This window comes from Chryseobacterium sp. BGARF1 (genome assembly GCF_001677955.1).
Lineage (GTDB): Bacteria > Bacteroidota > Bacteroidia > Flavobacteriales > Weeksellaceae > Chryseobacterium.
On sequence record NZ_LELA01000153.1, the window covers coordinates 1 to 20,496 of the forward strand.

13 protein-coding genes are annotated in these 20,496 nt (G+C 34.3%); 4 read left to right on the forward strand and 9 right to left on the reverse strand.

What is annotated here, in order from left to right; all coding sequences use genetic code 11:
* Positions 1-608: 608 nt before the first annotated feature.
* Positions 609-3,611 (reverse strand): LamG-like jellyroll fold domain-containing protein, encoded by a 3,003-nt coding sequence (locus tag AB671_RS20925; protein ID WP_066681080.1) that lies wholly within the window; start codon positions 3,609-3,611, stop codon positions 609-611.
* A gap of 351 nt (positions 3,612-3,962) precedes the next feature.
* On the opposite strand from AB671_RS20925, the gene AB671_RS20930 reads away from it, so the two are divergent.
* A complete protein-coding gene (locus AB671_RS20930; protein WP_066681082.1) occupies positions 3,963-5,096 on the forward strand; it encodes a DUF4932 domain-containing protein in 1,134 nt (377 codons plus the stop codon).
* A 56-nt stretch (positions 5,097-5,152) separates the two neighbouring features.
* Here AB671_RS20930 and gcvP read toward each other — a convergent pair whose 3' ends face one another.
* The 6 genes from gcvP to AB671_RS20965 all read right to left on the reverse strand — a co-directional run bounded on the left by gcvP (position 5,153) and on the right by AB671_RS20965 (position 13,154).
* A complete protein-coding gene (gene gcvP / locus AB671_RS20935; RefSeq protein WP_066681084.1) occupies positions 5,153-8,011 on the reverse strand; it encodes an aminomethyl-transferring glycine dehydrogenase in 2,859 nt (952 codons plus the stop codon).
* Positions 8,012-8,412: 401 nt separating this feature from the next.
* Positions 8,413-9,063, reverse strand: a complete 651-nt coding sequence (locus AB671_RS20940) for a DnaJ domain-containing protein (protein ID WP_066681086.1) — start codon at positions 9,061-9,063, stop codon at positions 8,413-8,415.
* A gap of 448 nt (positions 9,064-9,511) precedes the next feature.
* The gene (locus AB671_RS20945) at positions 9,512-9,769 is read right to left on the reverse strand and encodes a hypothetical protein (protein ID WP_066681088.1); all 258 of its coding nucleotides are present in this window, start codon (positions 9,767-9,769) and stop codon (positions 9,512-9,514) included.
* A 90-nt stretch (positions 9,770-9,859) separates the two neighbouring features.
* Positions 9,860-10,198 (reverse strand): hypothetical protein, encoded by a 339-nt coding sequence (locus AB671_RS20950; protein ID WP_066681090.1) that lies wholly within the window; start codon positions 10,196-10,198, stop codon positions 9,860-9,862.
* A gap of 11 nt (positions 10,199-10,209) precedes the next feature.
* Positions 10,210-10,764 (reverse strand): RNA polymerase sigma factor, encoded by a 555-nt coding sequence (locus tag AB671_RS20955; protein ID WP_157444289.1) that lies wholly within the window; start codon positions 10,762-10,764, stop codon positions 10,210-10,212.
* A 386-nt stretch (positions 10,765-11,150) separates the two neighbouring features.
* A complete protein-coding gene (locus AB671_RS20965; protein ID WP_066681097.1) occupies positions 11,151-13,154 on the reverse strand; it encodes a S9 family peptidase in 2,004 nt (667 codons plus the stop codon).
* 404 nt (positions 13,155-13,558) lie between these two features.
* Here AB671_RS20965 and AB671_RS20970 point away from each other — a divergent pair, with 404 nt between their 5' ends.
* Positions 13,559-14,434: an AraC family transcriptional regulator gene (locus tag AB671_RS20970; RefSeq protein ID WP_066681100.1), complete on the forward strand. Its 876-nt coding sequence runs from the start codon at positions 13,559-13,561 to the stop codon at positions 14,432-14,434.
* Between the two features lie 67 nt (positions 14,435-14,501).
* Positions 14,502-15,668 carry an iron-containing alcohol dehydrogenase gene (locus AB671_RS20975; protein ID WP_066681099.1) on the forward strand — a complete coding sequence of 389 codons (1,167 nt, stop codon included), beginning with the start codon at positions 14,502-14,504 and terminating at the stop codon, positions 15,666-15,668.
* A gap of 142 nt (positions 15,669-15,810) precedes the next feature.
* On the opposite strand, the gene AB671_RS20980 is transcribed toward AB671_RS20975, so the two are convergent.
* Positions 15,811-16,221, reverse strand: coding sequence for a hypothetical protein (locus AB671_RS20980; protein WP_066681101.1), 411 nt, complete (start codon positions 16,219-16,221; stop codon positions 15,811-15,813).
* Positions 16,222-16,513: 292 nt separating this feature from the next.
* Between AB671_RS20980 and AB671_RS20985 the strand changes: the two genes are divergently transcribed.
* Entirely contained in the window at positions 16,514-18,001 is a 1,488-nt protein-coding gene (locus AB671_RS20985) for a T9SS type A sorting domain-containing protein (protein WP_066679476.1), read from the forward strand.
* An 80-nt stretch (positions 18,002-18,081) separates the two neighbouring features.
* On the opposite strand, the gene bglX is transcribed toward AB671_RS20985, so the two are convergent.
* Positions 18,082-20,409, reverse strand: coding sequence for a beta-glucosidase BglX (gene bglX, locus AB671_RS20990; protein ID WP_066679475.1), 2,328 nt, complete (start codon positions 20,407-20,409; stop codon positions 18,082-18,084).
* Positions 20,410-20,496 lie beyond the last annotated feature (87 nt).

Genomic DNA, 20,496 nt, shown 5'->3' on the forward strand with positions numbered 1-20,496 from the left:
CCTTTCAGTCGATGAATGCTATTTCGACGTAGTCAAAATTAAGATAAAGGCAATAGAAAAATATTTAATAAAAATTTAAACACGCTCTTAAAATTTAGAAGTTTAATTCTGAATGTCTATAAATAATAAAAATTTAGTTCTAACGATGTATTTGTCATTCCGCAGGAATCTAAACAGACGGAAAATAAAGCAATTTAAATTTGCCTTTGCGTTAAATTATAGATTATTGACCTGAGTTTGATTAATAATTTATTTTAAAATTGATGATTATAAATTGTTTAAGTTCAAATCAATAGAGTCGGGCTTTAGCCCGGCTAAAAAGTAACAAGAAAAACTGGCTTTAGCCAAAATATATCATAATTTTGGCTAAAGCCAATAATGAAACTTAATTGTATAAATGGGCTAAAGCCCATTCCTATTGATATTTTGTTAAAATATAAGAATCGAGCTCAGGTTTTATTAATAAAAACGGATAAACATAATTGTTAATTAAAATAATCAACTTCTAATGACAAAAATGCTTTAAATATTCACAAACAAAAAATCCTTTCAAAAAAATTGAAAGGATTTCCTTTGATAAATATGAATTAAACTAAGTGTGCTCTATTTTACTGAACAATAATTTTAAAATTGCTATTCAATTCCTCTCCTGAAACGTTCAGTATATAATTTCCAGATACTTTTTTCCCGGCAATATTTAAATTAAATATTCCGTTTCCATTAGCATTTAATTTCTCTTTAACGATCACTTTTCCTGTCATATCTAAAATGGTAGCAGTTAAACTAGATCTTTTATATTCAGGAAGCTTAATGAAGATCTGGTCTTTTACAGGATTCGGATATACCGTTCCCACATTTTTACTGATACTGAATTCCGCATTTCTCAACACCGCCTGACTGTACAAAGCAGATATTTCTGTTGGAGATAATGCATAATTGTACATTTTAAGCTCATCAAATGCACCTTTGTAAGGAGCTGGAGCGTTAGCGGTTGATAAAAACTCAAGTTCACCAATATTCCCGATGATCAGATCACTTGCTTCACCAATTCCTGTAACTGCGGTTTCATCACCTTCAGCACTTAAAACCCCATTGGTATAAATTCTCATTTTATGTGCTGTAATATCTCTCTGTATTACAACATGCACCCAATTATTGGTAAAATAATTGGCAATCGGAGAAGTGATTTCTTTCTTCGTAACATCATCATCAATTGCATATCGCAACTGACCGCCTTTTATTTCTACATTAAAACGTTTTCCGGTGGCTCCTGTTGCTGTATTTTTGGTAAACGAACCTTTACACAAAACATAAAGACTGGTTGCCGAAGACGATGGGATCATGCTTGTCGGAGCTTTCATCCAATAAGAAACCGTGAAAGAATTCGTATTAAATAAGATCTGATCCTGATGCGGAATACTTGCTATGTACGGCGTATTGGGTGAAGTTGCCAGATCTAGTGCATAATTTTCTTTTCCGAGAACTCTCACATTCGCATTATCATACGCTACATTTAATGTACCATGATTCGCATAAGAAGTAAGATCAGAAATCTGCTCACCAGACAACGGTGTTTCTGAAAATGGCCAGTTTCCGACAAGGCTAGGCGTCAATGCACGGAAACTCCACACGTCACCCGTTACAGAGCCCAATGCATTAGACGAATCAATTCTCCAATAGTAATTGGTTGCCGTATTTAAATTACCTAACTGATACGATGGCGCAGCAGAATAAGGAACTGTGGCTACATTATTTAAATTTTGTGGATCTGTTCCAAAATAAACAGTGTATGTAGTGGTGTTGGTGCTTCCTGTCCATTTTAAAAGTAAATTCCCATTGGTCAACTGTACGTCATTAAAACTATTGGCAGGATTAGGATTAGCTGCTTTTGTAGGTGCGGAAGGAACCGGAGGTGTAGTGACAGAAGTGTTTGAAGTATACACAGAAGATTCTGTAGCATTCACCGCTTTCACTCTGTAATAATATTGAGTGTTGGGTGTTAAACCCGTTTCATTATAAGTCGTTGTATTCGCAGGTAATGTTGCAATCACTGTAAAAGCAGTCCCGTTAGTAGAACGTTCCAATACATAATTGGTTTCATTGGTTGCGTTATCGTTCCAATTAACCGTTAATGAGCTTGTAGCCGGAGTTCCCGTAGTCACTGGATTAGTAAAATTTAAATTGGATGGCGGAATAATAAAATCCGGAGCAGCGGTGTTGTGTAAACCGTTAATATAAACTTCAATATTCAGATACGGAGCGTGTGTTGTGCTTACTGCCAAAGCATCAAAAACATTTGGATTCAGTCCGTTTGCAGTTTCCCACGCATCCGGCATTCCGTCATTATCGGTGTCTAAAGGAGCCGGAGCGCCATAAACGTGCCCTGCTCCACCATTGGTAAAACCAAACTGAGTGGTTAGATCGCTTTGCACATAAACATAAGTTGCGGTTGTACCTTTCGACATCAAATCTGAAATCATCAACTGATCTACCTGATCACGTCTCGGATAAGAAGCTCCTACTTTTGAAACAATATTATCAAAAGCCCCTTGTGCAGTCAAGGTCGGATTCTTCATCGGATAATCATACGAAGTTGTCTGAATAGCGTTGATATCTCCAACAGGATATCCAGTTAAATTCTGAGGAACTAAAGTCCCGTCTAGAACTCCATTTTTATTATTATCAAAATAATTTCCGGAACCATATAGATTGAAGTTGGCATTTCCTACGCTGAAAGGTGTAGAAACGGTAGAGCTTGTATTGGGGCCTCCGATAAAATAATTGTTGATGATGTTTGCGTAAGAAGCTCCCGCAGAATCTCCGCCCATAATATAGGCTTCTCCGGATTGAGTGTGTCCGTAAGTATTTCCATAATTACCCCAATTGTAAACTACATTATTAACAAATTCATTGATGCCTTTTATTTTATTATTTCGGGTTTTATTACAGATATATAAATTCCCGATCAAGCTGATCTTTCCACCTGGAGGAGGCTGCATTAAACCACCTGCAGAATGATTATGACGATGTAATCCCTGTCCGATAATAGAATTTTGAATGGTTATATTATCGGGAGCAGTACCGTTATTATCCCAGTTAACAGAAAAAACCTCATCGGTACCCCATGTAAAGGTCATGTGATCTAAAATAATATTGGCTCCATTCGCAATTCCTGATGCATCCTGATTTTGGGAAGTTCCTCCATAGCGAACCCTAAAGTATCGGGCAATCGTATTATTCGACCCTGAAAATGAAACTCTCGGTCCTAAAAATAGAATTCCTTCTCCGGGAGCAGTCTGTCCGGCAATCGTCGTGTTACTTGCGACAGCTACAACTGATTGTAGATTAACAATTCCACCTACTTTAAAGATGACAAAACGACCCGGCTGACTTACCGCATCACGGAATGAGCCCGCTCCGCTATCATTTAAATTGGTCACTAAATAAATTTGAGGATTGGCTGCTCCTCTTGCTCCGGTGGTAAATCTACCAAAACCGGTAGCTTCAGGAAACGCTAAAGTCTGGGCATCTAAATCTGCTGCAGAAAAAATCAACCCAGACAAAATCAAAGATTTTAGAGCGTGTTTAATGAGTAAAGTTTTTTTGTTCATTTAATATTAATTTTGTGTTAACCAATCTACCCAGAAACAGAAATATGAGCATCCTGCCCCATCCTGCTGATGTATTACAAATCAATTAATTACAAAAAAACATGCTTGAGTATTTAAAATTCAAGCCATTTTTTAAACAAAATTTTTTTTAATCGAAAAATTATCTATCCAATTTTATCAAAATTTGTTTTTCAATAAAATTAAATTATTATAAACAAAACCCTAATAATCTTCATTCAGATCATTCAGATCATTAAAATCACTTTAATTATTCAAAACAATGGGATATAAATTGTTTTGAAATGATTTTTATTTTACTTTTGCCCCTTAAAATTTCAATTAATTAAATCCATGAAAAAAACAATTTTACTTTTTAGTTTTTTATTATCACTTATCATGCATGCTCAGGATTCAGAAGAATTAAATTTTGATGAAAAGTATAAAAAAGAATATCAGGGAAAGGCAAAAATTGAGATCGATGAAGTAAAAGAACTGCTTCACATTATGGTTGCCATCACCGAAGTAGGTTTAGAAAATGATGATATGGTAGAACAGAAAGGGAAATATTACCAAGATGTTCTTCAACATTTTAAAGAATTCAAACATGAAAAAATCATTACTAAATTTGATTCTTTAATGAAGAAAAATCCTATCAATTATATATTTCTAACGGGAAATGCGATAAGCTATGACTTTAAAAATAATGAGCTTATTCCTAATAAAAACTTCATATTTCCAATGAAAAGTGTTTCTTCACACACTAAAATAACAGTTAACCCAATCACTACTTATAAAAAAGAAATTGAAGACTTTGCTTTAAAATCAAACTTCCGAAAATTCTATAAAGAACATCTATCTTTTTATAAAGAATTAATAGAGAACTATAATCAACAAGCTAATCTTAATGAACAATGGCAATGGCTTGAGAAAAATTTTGATACAAAGATGAATAGTTATCTTATCTTTTGTTCGCCACTAATTAATGGTCTTAATTATACTACGACCTATAAGAACAACAACTTTAAGCAAATTGTTATGGTACTTCCACCAATCGGGCAGGAAAAAGCTCTTACTCCGAAACAAAATATTGTCTTTAACACGAGAACAATGTTTACCGAGATAGACCACAATTATGTAGGAACACCTACCAAAAAATATGCAAAAGATCTTGAGAATGCTTTAAAAGATAGAGAAAAATGGGTAAATACCAAACAGGAAGGCACACAATACTATCCCAATCCTGAAAAAGTTTTCGATGAATATATGACATACTCCACTTATTATCTTTTCTGCGCCGATAAATTTAAAGACGATCAAAACACATTACAATACGCATATAATGACCTCAACGAATTGATGAAGCAAAGAGGTTTTCCAAAATTGAAAGAATTTAATGATGCTTTGTTAGCTCTTAGAAAAAAATATCCTAATAAAAAAGTTGATGATCTATATCCTGAATTTGTTCAATGGTGCAGTCAGCAATAAAATAATAAATCCCTCTCATCTCTGAAAGGGATTTATTATATCTAAAAAACTTCTAATTACATATAAGCTTCAATTGGCTCACAAGTACAAACTAAGTTTCTGTCTCCATAAGCTTCATCAACTCTAGAAACAGAAGCAAAGAATTTATGGTCTCTTACCCACTCTAGCGGATAAGCAGCTTTCTCTCTGCTGTATGGTTTGTCCCAAGAATCAGAAATCACCAATTGCTCAGTGTGAGGAGCATTTTTCAATACGTTATTTGCTTGGTCAGCTTCTCCGTTTGCGATCTCATCAATTTCTTGTTTAATTGAAATTAATGCTTCTGCAAAACGATCAATTTCAGACTTGCTTTCAGATTCTGTAGGCTCGATCATCAATGTTCCTGCAACCGGGAAAGAAACTGTTGGAGCATGGAAACCATAATCCATCAATCTTTTCGCAACATCAGCCACTTCAATTCCTAAAGATTTGAACTGACGGAAATCTACGATACATTCGTGTGCTACTCTACCTTCAGTATTTGAATATAAAATTGGGAAATGTTCAGCTAAGATCTCTTTTAAATAGTTTGCATTTAAAATTGCATGCTCAGTTGCTTTTTTCAAACCTGAAGTTCCCAACATTTTGATGTAAGCGTAAGAAATATTCAGAATCAATCCTGAACCATAAGGTGCAGCAGAAATTCCTGCAATTGCTTCATTAGAACCTACATTGATGTTTGCATTGGTAGGCAAGAACGGAACTAAATGTTTAGCCACACAGATCGGGCCAACTCCAGGACCTCCACCTCCGTGAGGAATAGCGAAAGTTTTGTGAAGATTAAGGTGACAAACGTCTGCTCCGATGTTTCCTGGACTTGTATATCCTACCTGAGCATTCATATTGGCACCATCCATATAAACTTGTCCACCATGATCGTGAACTAATTTTGTAATCTCTTTAATGTTGGCATCAAAGAATCCGTAAGTTGACGGATACGTGATCATCACACAAGAAAGATTTTCAGAATGTTGTTCTGTTTTAGCTTTGAAATCTTCGAAATCAATTTCTCCGCTTTCAAGATTTTTAACAACAACAATTTTCATTCCTGCCATTGCTGCAGAAGCCGGGTTTGTTCCGTGTGCAGACTGAGGGATCAACACCACGTTTCTGTGACCTTCACCTCTTGAGATATGATATTCTCTAATCACCATCAATCCTGCATATTCTCCTTGAGCTCCAGAATTTGGCTGAAGAGAAGTTCCTGCAAAACCAGTGATTTCAGAAAGATCTTTCTCTAATTCTTTAATCATTTCCTGATAACCTCCTGCCTGATTTACCGGTACAAACGGGTGAACACTTCCCCAATCTGCCCACGAAAGTGGCAACATTTGAGTTGCAGCATTCAGCTTCATTGTACAAGAACCAAGAGAGATCATTGAATGAGTTAATGATAGATCTTTTCTTTCAAGACGCTTGATGTAACGCATCAATTCTGTCTCTGTATGGTATTTGTTAAATACAGACTCTGTTAAGATCTCATCTTTTCTAAGATTTTCTTCAGGAATACTGTATCCTTCTTTTATTTCTAATTTGAAAGTCTGCTTATCTTTAAACTGAGCAAAAGAAGCCATCAAATAATTTAATTTCTCTAATGTTGTGCTTTCGTTGATTGCAATACTTACAACACCTTCAGTGAAATAGTTAAGGTTTAAATTATGATCAAGCATCAATCTGTTTAATCTCGCTTTCTCATCTTCCGCCATTAAAATTTTCACGGTGTCAAAGATTGGTTCCTCAGCAATTTCATATCCTAAAGCTTTCAATCCACCTTTTAATGCATTAGCTTTAAAGTGAATCTGATCAGCGATATAGTTTAATCCTTTAGGACCGTGATATACAGCGTACATTCCAGCCATTACAGCCAAAAGAACCTGAGCTGTACAAATGTTTGAAGTTGCTCTTTCTCTTTTAATATGTTGCTCTCTTGTTTGTAAAGCCATTCTCAATGCACGTTTTCCGTACATATCCTGAGAAACACCAATAATTCTTCCCGGAATGTCTCTTTTGTAATCTTCTCTACAAGAGAAAAATGCTGCGTGAGGACCACCGTAGCCTAATGGAATACCAAATCTCTGCGAAGTACCAACCGCACAGTCAGCGCCCATAGATGCAGGAGATTTCAATTTAACCAAAGCCATAGGATCACAAGCTAAAACAACCTGTAAATCTAATTTTTTGTACTCAACGATATCTTCTGTATAGTCTAAAACGATTCCGTTTTTACCTGGATATTGTAGTAAAACCCCGTAATAAGAACCGTCAAACTCATGCGTTTTGTGGTCACCAATTACGATCTCAATTTCTAAACCTTCAGCTTTTGTTTTAAGAACAGAAACGGTTTGAGGCAATACTAAATCTGAAATAAAGAACTTATTTGCTCCTGCTTTTTTCTGATCTTTTGTTCTGTTGTTGAAGAACATGTGCATTGCTTCTGCAGCTGCTGTAGACTCATCCAACAAAGATGCGTTTGCCAAAGCAAAACCTGTCAAATCGCAAACTACAGTTTGATAATTAAGCAAAGCTTCTAATCTTCCTTGTGCAATCTCTGCCTGATAAGGCGTGTACGCAGTATACCAACTTGGGTTTTCAAAGATATTTCTCTGGATAGCCGATGGCAACAATGTATTGTGGTATCCAAAACCGATATAACTTGTATAATCAGTGTTCTTCGATGCCAATTCTTTCGAATGATTCAGCATTTGATACTCTGAAAGTGCCTCTGAGATGTTCAAATCGTTTTCTAAACGGATTGACGATGGAATGGTTTGAGAAATTAACTCTTCGATACTTGAAACGCCAACTTTTTCCAACATTGCCTGTTTATCGGCTTCGTTTAAGGAGATGTGACGGCTCACAAACTGTTCTGTATTCATTTTTATAATTAGATTTTGTTTGTAAAAAAAGATTCGTAAAATTACGATTTTTTAGCCGATTGCGCAACCCATATTAAGCCGATGTTAAACTTGATATTAAATCTTTCAACGAGTAATTTTGGGGAAACATTTTAAAGTAAAAATGCTGATTTTTTGGTTTTAAATATCCTCAAACTACTTGCTAGTCAGCAAATACAGATTTATCAAAATATATTAATTATATTTATTCTAAATTAATATATTTGCAGCATGAATAGTATCACACCTTTTAAAGTTCCGCCATTGAGTCCTGTATTTTCTTTTAAGAACGAAGAAATGTTCTGCGGTGACAAAAAATCGTGTTGCAAAAAATTTAAGAAAGGGAAACGTTGCAAAAAATGTCCTGGAAATAAGAAACTGGCTTAGTTAGTTAAACTACTGATTAAAAAGTAAATTGCTAAAGCTAAGATTAACAACCCAAAGATTAATCTGAAAATTTTTGGTTGTCCTTTCGGATTCGTAGCTGTTCTTGGCTGTGACTTGAAAAGCTCTTCTGCCCTGTCTCTGAACTTCTCACCATCAGATTCAAAAACTTCAGTTATTGTAATTCCCTGAACCACGGTTTTATGCAAAAGCGAGTTTGTCGCATGCAGCAACAGTTGAAATTTTCCGTTTTTAAATTCTGTGATCTTAAAAATTCTTTCTCCATACGCTTTCTCCAATCCAAACGGTAAAACTTTTACCACATCAGCATTTTGAGTTTGCCAGGTAATGATAATCTCCTCTCCTTTTTTCGCATGAATTTTATTAGCCGTAAAAGTTTTAATAGAAGGCGGAACAGTATATCTAAAGCTTTTCTGCTGACTTTCTAAATTCTGGTCGTACGTAATTCTTCTTCCTTTATCGCTCAAAGTCTCATACGCTTCCTGAATTTCTTTGAAACGGTCTGCAAAGAAATCATCGTCTTGATTTTTATCGGGATGGTATTTTAATGAAAGTTTTCTGTAGGATCTTTTGATGTCTTCATCTGAAGCATCGTGAGGAATCCCAAGAAAATAATAGTAGTCTTTCATGAAAGTGAATACAAAAATAAGGATTTTGTCGGTTCGGACAAAAATAAAGAAGCCACGAATGCACGAATTTTGTCATCGCTATCAAAGCGAAGCAATCTCTTTTTTAGCGCTAAGGTCGCTAAGATTCTTTTTAATTATTGAAAATATTTTTCGTCCGCAAAGGCGTTTCACTCAGCAAAGAGGATATTGAATTTTATTATCCATCAAGTTTGTCATTCCGCAAGAATCTCTGTAACGAATCTAGAAATAGCTTAGATTCCTTCGGAATGACAAACTTTGTATTATTAGAATAAATCATCTGTGAAAATTCGTGAAATCTGCGGGAGCTTTTTCATAATAATATTCGTGCATTCGCAGTAAAAACTCACTCATTTAAAAAAAATTCAGGCGCGGGAAGCAAAACTTCCCGCGCCTGAATAAGACAATTTTAATTTAGTTAGCTAAAAACTTACGCTTCGCAAGTGTTATCTTTTTTGCAACATCTTGATGCAAATTCTTTTTTGAACTTTCCTTTCAGTTCCTGATATTGCTCTTCATCCATTTCTCTGATTTTATCAGCCAATCCGAATGGAGATTTTTCTTTGATTCCGTATTCATTAAAAATACCTCTTACAAATCTTTTTCTTTCGATTACTTTTTTGGCAATTACGGCAACTCCTGCAACTGCAACAGCTCCTAAAATGCCTTTTAATACTGAATTTTTCATTTCTTTAAATTTTAAATTTTACTACTTCTGTTTTTTTATAGAGACGAATTCGTTCTTATTTTTACTTTACTACTTCTAAAAATTTTTAAACTATTCGTTATTTCTGTTGAAAAATCCGGTTGAGCATTTCTGTCTCCAGATTTCTTTGAATTTTTCTTTTTCCTCATCAGACATTCCTTCCATTTTATGTCTCAGGTGTTTTTCTTTCATATCTCTCATTCCCTGTCCGAATTTTCCATGAAAACCTCCGAAAAGAATTTTACTTAAAATCAAAATTCCCATTGCCTGCCAATAATTAATGGTTTTTACGCCAATAATTTCGGGAAGAATGCAATTCCACAATGACATTACAATCAGTGCAACGACAAAGAAAATCAAGGGTGGACATAAAATTAAAAGAGCCCAACTTTTCTTATATTTATTATTCATTTTATTTATTTCTAATTATTTAAATCTTCATACAATTGTTTCAATCTATTTCTCAAATGCTTTACTGCATAATTTTTTCGGCTGATGATGGTCTTAATATTTTCACCCTGTTCATCGGCGATTTGCTGTAAAGTTTTATCGTTGAGTTCGTTTTCCATGTAGACCAATTTCTGTTTTTCGGGAAGTTCTTCTAAAGCTGCAAACAGTTTTTTCCAAATTTCGTCCTGAAACATTTTTACTTCCGGTCCTGCACTGTCATCCAGAAGCAGAATATCTTTTATAGAAAACGTTCCGTCTTCATCTTCGTAGACAAAATCTTCAAGATTTTCGGTTTTCTTTTTACGGTATTTATCAGTGATTTTATTTGCCGTTACTCGGTACAACCATCCGCCAACATTTACAATTTCAGAAAGATTGGTCAAACTGCTGAACTGGTACCAAACTTCCTGCAGAATATCTTCCGCATCTTCGGTATTTTTCACTTTCGGACGAATGAAAGACATCAGTTTTCCGCCGTAACTCGATACGGTTTGAGAAATAATGTTTTCCTTTTCCTTCTGTGGCATTGGTAATTTTTCGGCAATCTCCATATTGCTATGACGACTGTATATTTTGTTTTACTTTAATAAATTTAAAATATTTTTTCGGATTTTCAATTTTTCGTTTATTAATCGTGTTTTTTATCGTAATATTTTTTTTCCAGAAGCTTATCCGGCTATCCACTATTACTCCTCGCTCCTTCGCTTTGTCCATCATTTGCTGTGGGGTAACCGTTTCTATCCGGGCTAAAGACCACCCCGTCTCAATTTTCTTTGAAAATTGATCCACCCTTCCAAAGGAGGGGAATTCAGTACGTCTAAATATTGAGGAATATACATTTTTGTCTCACTCTTAAATAAAAAAACGGAAAGCAGAATACTTCCCGTTTAATGAATTATAAAATTGTCTTCTTTTATTTATTAAAATTCTCAGCAAAGAAACCTAACATTGATTTATAAAATTCAATTCTGTTTGGTTCTTTTCCAAAACCGTGTCCTTCATCATATTTTACCATATAAGGAACTTCAAATCCTTTGCTTCTTAAAGCTTTAACGATTTGGTCAGATTCATTGATGTTGACTCTCGGGTCATTCGCGCCCTGAACCACAAATAACGGCTTTTTAATTTTATCAATCTGGAAAACCGGCGAAACTTCTTTTGCTATTTTTGCTTCTTCAGGATTATCCAAATCATACCAGATTTGCTTTACCATTTCTTTATAGGGTTTCCAGTATTCCGGGAAAGAATCGAAGAACGTGAAAATATTGGAAACTCCTACATAATCAACTCCACAAGAGTACAAATCAGGAGTTTTAATCAATCCCATCAATGTAGCGTAACCACCGTGACTTCCGCCGTAGATTGCTACTTTATTTTTATCAATCCAACCTTGCTCAATCGCATATTTTACACCGTCTTCTACATCATCCATCGCTTTACGGCCGATTTGTTTGTATCCGGATGTTTGAAACTCTTTTCCGTAACCGCCAGAAATTCTGAAATTAACCTGCAAAGTAGCGTATCCTCTGCTTGCAAACAATTGTGTTTCAGGATTAAAACCCCAATCATCTCTTATTCCTTGCGGTCCGCCATGAGGATTGACAATCAAAGGAACCTTTTCACCGTTCAAAGCTGCTTTTGGGAGTGTAATATATCCGTGAATGGTAAGTCCGTCTCTGCTTTTAAACTGAATTGGGCGCATTTCTGCCATATCTTCTTCTTTCAGCTGAGGCATCAAATCAAAAAGAAGTTTGGTTGTTTTGGTTTTTGTATCGTATTCATAATACTTTCCATACAGTTTATCACTATCTACAACAACCAATAATTTTTCGTTTTTATCATCTGAAGAAGCAATTCCAAACTGTTTATCGCCAAATTCAGAAGTCAGTTTATCATGAATTTCTTTGTAAAATTTACTTACAGGAATCGTTTCGTTTTTAATTCCATTATAGCTGATGTAATCTAATTCGTAATTTCGGCTTTTTCCAGCCTGCGCTATTGAAGAAACATCAAAAGTAGGATTCGAATAAACCTCTTTAATGATTGCATTTTTCTTTAAATCATATAATACAATTCTAGATTTATCACTTCCAAGATTGGTTACCAAATAAACCTCATCTTTGTTTTTAGAATTATCATTAAAACTAATTACGCTAAAAGTATCTTTCCAATCGGTCGCTTTAACGAGATTAAACTTACCTGTCTGCAAATCTTTATAAAACAATTTTGTAGTCAAACCATTTTCAAGAATAGTATAGCCTCTCAGATTCCCTTGTCTGTCGAAAAGATAATCATCAATCGGACTTTTTACATCTTTATTTTCATACAACTGCGTAATTTCGCCGGTATTAAAATTGATTTTATAAGGTTCGAAAATCTGTTTATTGTTCTTATTCATGCTCACAATAACAAACTCGGTATCTTTAATCAATCTTACAGAATTTAACGTGATTCCTTCAAAAGGAGTCAAATCTTTCAGGTTTTTGCCATCAATATCGGCAGCGTACAAATGGATATTTTCGTTTCCACCTTTATCTTGGGTGTAGAATAGTCGTTTTTTATCGAGCCAGCCATAACTTCTTATCAAGTCATCTTTTTCAACCAATGCTTTTGTAATTTTTCCAGATTTTAAATCTTTTACATAAACATGATTTTTACTGTCCTTATCTTTTTCTTTGTAAGATAAATAAAGCCCGTCTGGAGAAATTTTAAATTGTGAAGCTTTTGGTCTTGCAAAATAGTCTTCTACTTTGTATTTAAAATTTCCTTTGTCATAGGAAATAAGCTTTTCTATGGTAGCTTTTGATGAAACCAATGTCGGGTCGCCCGGCAATTTACTCTCTTTAGTTTGTGCATTTATCATGAGACTTGTGATTACCACTTGTGTAATACCTAAAATTTTGGAATTTAAATTCATATTTCATGGATTTGGTTAAACGATATAATATAAGACGCTTCAAATACTTAAAACGTTACATTATTTATCGCTAATTTGTGAAATTAACTGTGTACTTTTTAGTATATGAGATTTTTTAACCGCAAAAGAATCAAAAGATTTCGTACAAAAATAAGTTATTCAAAAGCCAGCAAAACTGATAATAAACTAAAATTTTATATTTTGTAAACTTTTGAATTACTCTTTCCTCAATCATTTCTTTTGATTCTTTTGCGGTAAAATAAGGTTTAAAGTTTTTTTATTTTAAATTATTCCGTGATAAAATTTGACAACAGTTTTTCTAAAAACAATGTGTTTTGGAGTTTCATTATGTTTTAGTCTAAATTTGTCGCTTCGTTTTAAAACAAAGCTGAGAAATGGGAACCATGAAGAAACTGGAAATCAAAAAAAACATCCAAAAACTTGAAGATAAAAATCTTTCATTCCGCGTTTTTGATTTGAATGAGGAAAATTTAAACCAATATTTTAAACCTCACAAAAAAGACCATTTCTTTATTGTTGTTATAGAAAATGGAAAACTTCAGGTTCATATTGAAGATAAAATTCATTCTCTAAAAGCAGGAAAAATTTCTGTAGTATTTCCTGAGCAGGTTCATTTTATTTCAGATATAAGTGACGATCTAAAAGGAAAGATCATTCTGTTCGAAGAGATATTATTCTGTTCAGATATTTTGAAAAACGAGTTGAGTACTTATAATGTCAACCTTTCAACCCAGCTTAACTGTACTATTTTATCTCAAGAAGATCTTGAACAAAGTTTAAATGCTATCAAAATCATCAAAGGAATTTATGAAGATCCGAGTTTGATAAAAAAAGAACAAGCGAGATTTCAAATTAAAATTTTCCTTTTAGGTTTAATTGAATCTGTTCACGGTCTGCATCCCATTTTAAACAATGATTCGGCCGATAAACCAGTTTACGTTCGATTTAAAAAATTATTGAACGAACATTATAAACAGTACAGAACCGTTCAATATTATGCTGAAGAGTTGGCAATTACAACAAAAAAATTAAATTCAATCACTAAAAAACATTGTGGGGAAACGGCAATTCAGGCCATTCACAACCGAATTTTAATGGAAATAAAACGCCAACTGATGTTTTCTGATCTTTCTCATAAAGAAATTGCTTTTGACCTTGGTTTTAATTCTCCTTCCGCACTCAACAAGTTTGTAAAAGCAAAACTCAAAGAAACTCCGACCGAACTTCAACAAGAACTGGCGCAAATGTATAACGCATAGTCTTGTTTGTATAACATCACTCGTTTTGGCTTGCCTAATTTTGTTCTATTAAAATTAAATAAGAAAAATGAGCAAATTATTTATTGCAGGAGAAGTTTTCCATGGTGCTGGAAGTCTTTCTGAATTGGCAAATATTAAAGGTAAAAAAGCGGTAATCGTAACCGGAGGAAGCTCAATGAGAAAAAGCGGAACGCTGGATAAAGCGATTGCTTATCTTACTGAAGCAGGAATTGAAACTCAGATTTTTGAAGGTGTAGAAGAAGATCCATCATCTGCCACTTGCCTAAAAGGCGCTGAAGTTATCAATGCTTTTCAACCAGACTGGATCATCGGTTTAGGAGGTTGTTCTGCGATCGATGCAGCAAAGATCATGTGGGTGTTTTATGAATATCCTGATGTGGAATTTGATGCCTTGATCAAACCTTTTACAGTACCAGTTCTTAGAAATAAAGCAAAATTTATCGCGATTCCTTCTACAAGCGGAACAGGAACTGAAACGACTGGTCTTGCCGTAATTACCGACAGAGAAAAAGGAGTAAAATATCCTGTAGTTTCTTATGAATTGACTCCGGATGTTGCTATTATTGACGGTGAAATTTGTGCTTCAATGCCGGCTCACGTCACTTCAAATACTGGTCTTGATGCTTTGACGCATTGTGTAGAAGCTTATGTTTCAAATATCGATAACAATATTGCTGATGCACTTTCAAAAGGTGGTTTAGAGATTGTTTTTGATAACTTGAAAGAAGCTGTAGAAAACCCTAACAATATTGTAGCTCGTCAAAATATGCATGATGCATCATTTATGGCAGGGTTGGCGTTCAATAATGCTTGGTTAGGAATTGTACACTCTTTGTCTCACCAAGTTGGCGCATTGTACGGAATTCCTCACGGTGCTTCTAATGCGATTTTCCTTCCGAATGTGATTCGTTATAATTCAGCTGCTACAAACCGTTTTCCAGATTTAGCACGAGTAATTGGTAAAGAAACTACTGAAGAGTTGGCGCAAGCAATTGAAACTTTACGTTCTGAAGTTAACAACCAATCAGCAATTAAAGAATTTGGAATTTCAAGAGAAGATTGGGATAAAAATCTTGATTACATCGCCAACAATGCTTTGGTAGATCCTTGTACAGGTTTCAACCCAAGAGTTCCTACTTTGGATGAGTTGAAAGCGATTTACAATGCTTGTTATGAAGGTGTAGTTTATGCTGAAGAAGTTGTTGCAGGATAATTTAGTTTTCTTGTAATCAAACCTAACAGGTTTTGAAAACCTATTAGGTTTATTGGTAAAATGTCGTTTCTATCCGGAAAAAGCTACAAATTTTAAAGATAAATATAAAAGCAGGAAACCGTTTTGGCTTCCTGCTTTTGTTTTATTGATAAATTACTACATCATCTTTTTTAATTTGATATCCTTTTTTCTTGTACGGAACCAAAACATAGCTTTCTTTGATGTGACTTCCACTTTTCCAGATCTTTCCATTTCCTTCTCTTTCAAGAATAATACTTTTTGCGCTTTGATGTGGAATAAAAACCTCAGCTTTCTTCATGTTTTTACTGAAAATGACTGCCGTCATAGAAGTTGAACTTCCTTCTGGGTTTACTTCTTTAAGTTTTATTTTCTGATTAAAAACTTTTACGCAATTATTTCTGAGTTGAGAATAAGTATAACCTGCAGAAGGTATACAACCATGAACGTCTCTGTCGCCCCCTACAATCGGAGCTTTTTGAGCAAAAACTAATGCACCAAGGAACATTGCACTGAATAAAATTGTTTTTTTCATATTTAAATTTTTAATGTTTTCGATTTGGTAAAAAGTATGCCAAAAATACGGTATCGGCATATTTAGTTCTAAGATACAAAAAAGCCACACATTTTGAGCGTGTTATAAAAAAATTATTTCAGCTATCTAAAAATTCCTAAATAGTTTCTGTGCTTTGATTAGAATGCAAGTTAAATTTTTAAAATTCATAAGCTTTTCAAATTATTTTAATACATCAAAAGGTGATTAAAATAATATTTCTATCTTTAGAGACAAAATTAATATGCCATCAAAATCCGATAATTTTATATATATGAAATCAAAAATCTATTCTCTTTTATTTTTGACAAGCTTTAGTCTCGTTTTATCACAAAATATTAATTTTGCTGATGCTAATTTTAAGAATGCCTTACTGCCTTTTCAAGATGTAAATGGTGATGGACAAATCTCTTTGAGTGAAGCTCAAAACGCTACTTATATTAATATTGATACCAATAATAATATTACAAATCTGGGTGGAATTGAGCATTATCCTAATCTAACCATTCTTATGATTAAGAACAATCCCATTAGTGCCCCTCTTAATCTCAGTCAAAACACTCAGCTTCAAAACTTAAGATTGGGATTTGGTACAGCGGTGACATCAGTTGACTTGACCGGATTAGCACAACTTAAATACCTGAGTATCGGTGTGGCATCAAATACACTTATTAATGTTTTAAATAAACCACTCTTAGAAGAAATCATAATTGAAGGAACTCTTTCAGGAGGTCTTTCGTCTATTGATGTCTCACAAAATCCTTTATTAAAAAAATTATGGATCAACAATAATAATTTGACCAGCATAGATGTTACACAAAATCCTGTTTTAGAAGAATTGGTATTGCAAAAAGACCCTAATTTACCTAACAGTATCAGTTCAATAAATGTCACTCAGAATCCTCTGCTTACAATAATAGCCGTTCCTGGGCATTCTTTACTTCCTTCTATTGATGTAACCATGAATCCTCTTTTACAACACTTAAACATAGGAGCAACTTCAATTACCAGCTTAAATCTGACCAACAACCCTTTGCTTAAAACCTTAGCTATTGATCATAATAACTTTTCTAATGGTATTAATCTTTCTCAAGTTCCACTTTTGGAGCAATTTAATGGTTTCCAGTCACAATTATCAAACTTAAGCTTCAGCAACAATCCTAATCTACAAGCTATTTCTGTTGGGAACAATTATCTTACTACCTTAAATCTTAGCAATTTACAGCAATTAATTAACTTCAGCGCAGTAAATAATCTATTTACCTCTTTAGATCTCACTAATAATATCAGCTTACAATATGTAAGTTTTACCTCTAATCAATTGATGAAATACATCAATATTAAAAATGGATACAATCAAAATATTGTGTGGTTGCATATTTCAGATTATCAATTTATGCCACAATTAACCGGAATTTGTGTAGATGATTCTAATTCGTCTTATGCTTCTAAAGTAAAAGTTGCAGTTGGTAATAATGTATTGGTCACCTCAAACTGTTCTTTGCTTTCAACTCAGGAAGCCGCACAGAAAAATTTATCATTAAAAGTTTTTCCTAATCCTACTGATGATATTTTGTATGTAGAAACTAAGGAAAAGTTAATTGATTATTCTATTTTCTCAATGTCTGGACAAAAAATTTCTGCAGATATTTTTAGAAATAATGAAAAAAATGTGAACGTAAAAAACCTTTTGCACGGAAACTATATTATTCAGATCAAAACGAATCGCCAAACCTACACCAACAAAATCGTAAAAAAATAGCTCTACTAAATACTTATAAAAAAGCCTTGCCACAATTGTGACAAGGTTTTTTTGTATTGAAATAATAAACCTAAAAAAGTTTATTTCGTCCAGTTAATTTTTGAATGTTTCACCTCTTCAGAGTTTGTACCAATCATGATATCAAATTCTCCGGCTTCCCAATCGTATTTTAAATCTCCGTTGTAGAATTTCAAGCTTTCTGGGCTGATGTCGAAAGTAATCTTTTTAGATTCTCCTTTTTTCAACATTACTTTTTGGAATCCTTTTAATTCTTTTACCGGTCTAGTAATCGTTCCTACCATATCTCTGATGTATAACTGCACCACTTCTGCTCCATCATAGTTTCCTGAATTCGTCAAAGTAATCGAAGCTTGAATGGTTTGATTTCCTTTTGGATTTGCGTTAGAAACCGTCACATCAGAATAGTTGAATTTAGAATAACTCAATCCATATCCAAACGGATACAATGGTGTATTGCACTCATCCATATAGTTTGAACGGAATCTTTGGTATTCACATTTATCTGTCAATTCCTGACTTAATGGTCGACCTGTATTTTTAGCATTATAATAAATCGGAACCTGTCCTAAGCTTCTTGGGAACGTCATCGGTAGTTTTCCTGAAGGGTTTACCTTGCCGAAAAGTACATCAGCAATGGCATTACCCGCTTCTGAACCTGCAAACCAAGCATTCAAAATAGCATCAGGAGCATCTTTTACATTGGTTAATGCCAAAGGACGACCCGTAAAAAGTACCATTGCGATTGGTTTTCCTGTTTTTTTCAATTCATTCAACAAATCAACCTGAGATTGAGGAATTGTAATTTCAGTTCTTGAAGAAGATTCACCACTCATTTCTGCAGACTCTCCTATTGCCAAAACAATAACGTCAGCTTTATTCGCAATATCAACTGCTTCTTTTAATAACGCCTCTTTTGAACGATTGTCTCTGTCGGTTTTCTTACCGTGAGCTGCATAAATATCTTCTAATTTAACATCGTAATCAATGTTGGCGCCTTTTGCAGAAAGAAATTTAACGTCTTTTCCGTAATTAGCCTGAAGACCTTGCATTAAATTAACAGAAACAGCATGTTTTGTAGCCACACTCCAAGTTCCTGCCATATTCATTGAGTTGTTCACCAATGGACCAATCACTGCAACAGTTCCTGATTTTTTCAAAGGTAAAACCTGGTTTTCATTTTTCATTAAAACCATAGACTGCGCTGCTGCACTTCTTGCGATATTACGGTTTTCTAAATTGTAAACTTCTTTAGCCGCTAGTTTTGCATCACCATGTTTGTAAGGATTGTCGAATAAGCCTAAATCATATTTAGACTCCAAAACTCTTCTTGCAGCCATATCAATTTCCGCCTGCGTTACTTTTCCTTCAGTTAAAGATTTTTTTAAAGTAGTTAAAAATCCTTCACCCACCATATCCATGTCAACTCCGGCTTTTAAAGCTAAGGCAGAAACCTGTTGAAGGTCTCCCATTCCGTGGTCAACCATTTCGTTAATCCCCGTATAATCAGTTACTACAAAACCTTTGAATTTCCATTGATTTCTTAAAACTTCAGTTTGTAACCATCTGCTTCCTGTTGCAGGAACTCCATCCACTTCATTAAAAGAAGCCATTACAGAAGCTACACCTGCATCAACCGCCGCTTTATAAGGAGGAAAATATTCGTTGAACATTCTCACATGACTCATATCAACTGTATTGTAATCTCTACCCGCTTCACCCGCTCCGTATAATGCAAAATGTTTTACACAAGCCAAAATATTGGTTCCGTTTGCCAAGTCTTTTCCTTGGTAACCATAGACCATATTTTTAGCAATTTCGCTTCCTAAATACGGATCTTCACCAGAACCTTCAGAAACTCTTCCCCATCTTGGTTCACGCGAAATATCGACCATTGGCGAGAACGTCCAGTTGATTCCGTCTGCTGCTGCTTCTTTTGCTGCAACTCTTGCTGACTGCTGTACCAAATTCATATCCCATGAAGCTGCTAAGCCTAATGGAATTGGAAAAGTAGTTTCATAACCGTGAATGACGTCCATCCCAAAAATCAATGGAATTTTCAGACGGCTGTTTTCAACGGCAACTTTTTGTACAGCTTTAATTTTTTCAGCCCCTTTTATATTGAACAATCCACCGACTAGTCCTTGCTCAACTTTCTTTCCAATGTCTGAACTTTTAGCCAAACCAGTTGTAAAATCTCCTGAACTTGGTAAATTCAGCTGTCCGATTTTTTCATCTAAGGTCATTTTAGCTAAAAGAGCATCAACAAAAGCCTTTTTCTTCGACTGATATTGAACAGTCTGGTAAGACTGAACCGGCTTTGTTACCATTTCCTGTGCCGAAAACACAGGAGCTAATGCTAAAGTCGCAATTACAATTAACTTTTTCATATATCTTACTTCTTAAATTATATTTCTTTTTGTTTTATCAATGATTCTATTTAAAGCAAAGAAAAACTAAATAGTTAATTTTTCAAA